1 pseudogene is annotated in these 349 nt (G+C 41.3%); it reads left to right on the top strand.

Features of this window, described 5'->3' with window-relative positions:
- Positions 1–66 precede the first annotated feature (66 nt).
- A pseudogene (gene prsA, locus J0695_RS46555) lies at positions 67–349 on the top strand (peptidylprolyl isomerase PrsA); the annotation flags it as partial.

Genomic DNA, 349 nt, shown 5'->3' with positions numbered 1-349 from the left:
TCAGAATATGATATGATACAATTCAAAGGAAAGTTTAAACTGTTATGATTAGGAGTGTTTGCATTTATGAAGAAGATTGCAATTGCGGCGATTACAGCGACAAGCGTGCTGGCTCTCAGCGCATGCAGCGGGGGAGATTCTGAGGTTGTTGCGGAAACAAAAGCTGGAAATATTACAAAAGAAGACCTTTATCAAACATTAAAAGACAATGCCGGAGCGGACGCACTGAACATGCTTGTTCAGCAAAAAGTACTCGATGATAAATACGATGTCTCCGACAAAGAAATCGACAAAAAGCTGAACGAGTACAAAAAATCAATGGGTGACCAGCTCAACCAGCTCATTGACC

The sequence above is a fragment of the Streptomyces beijiangensis genome (assembly GCF_017315755.1).
Classification (GTDB): domain Bacteria; phylum Actinomycetota; class Actinomycetes; order Streptomycetales; family Streptomycetaceae; genus Streptomyces; species Streptomyces beijiangensis.
This window is presented reverse-complemented; position numbering and strand designations above follow the sequence as displayed.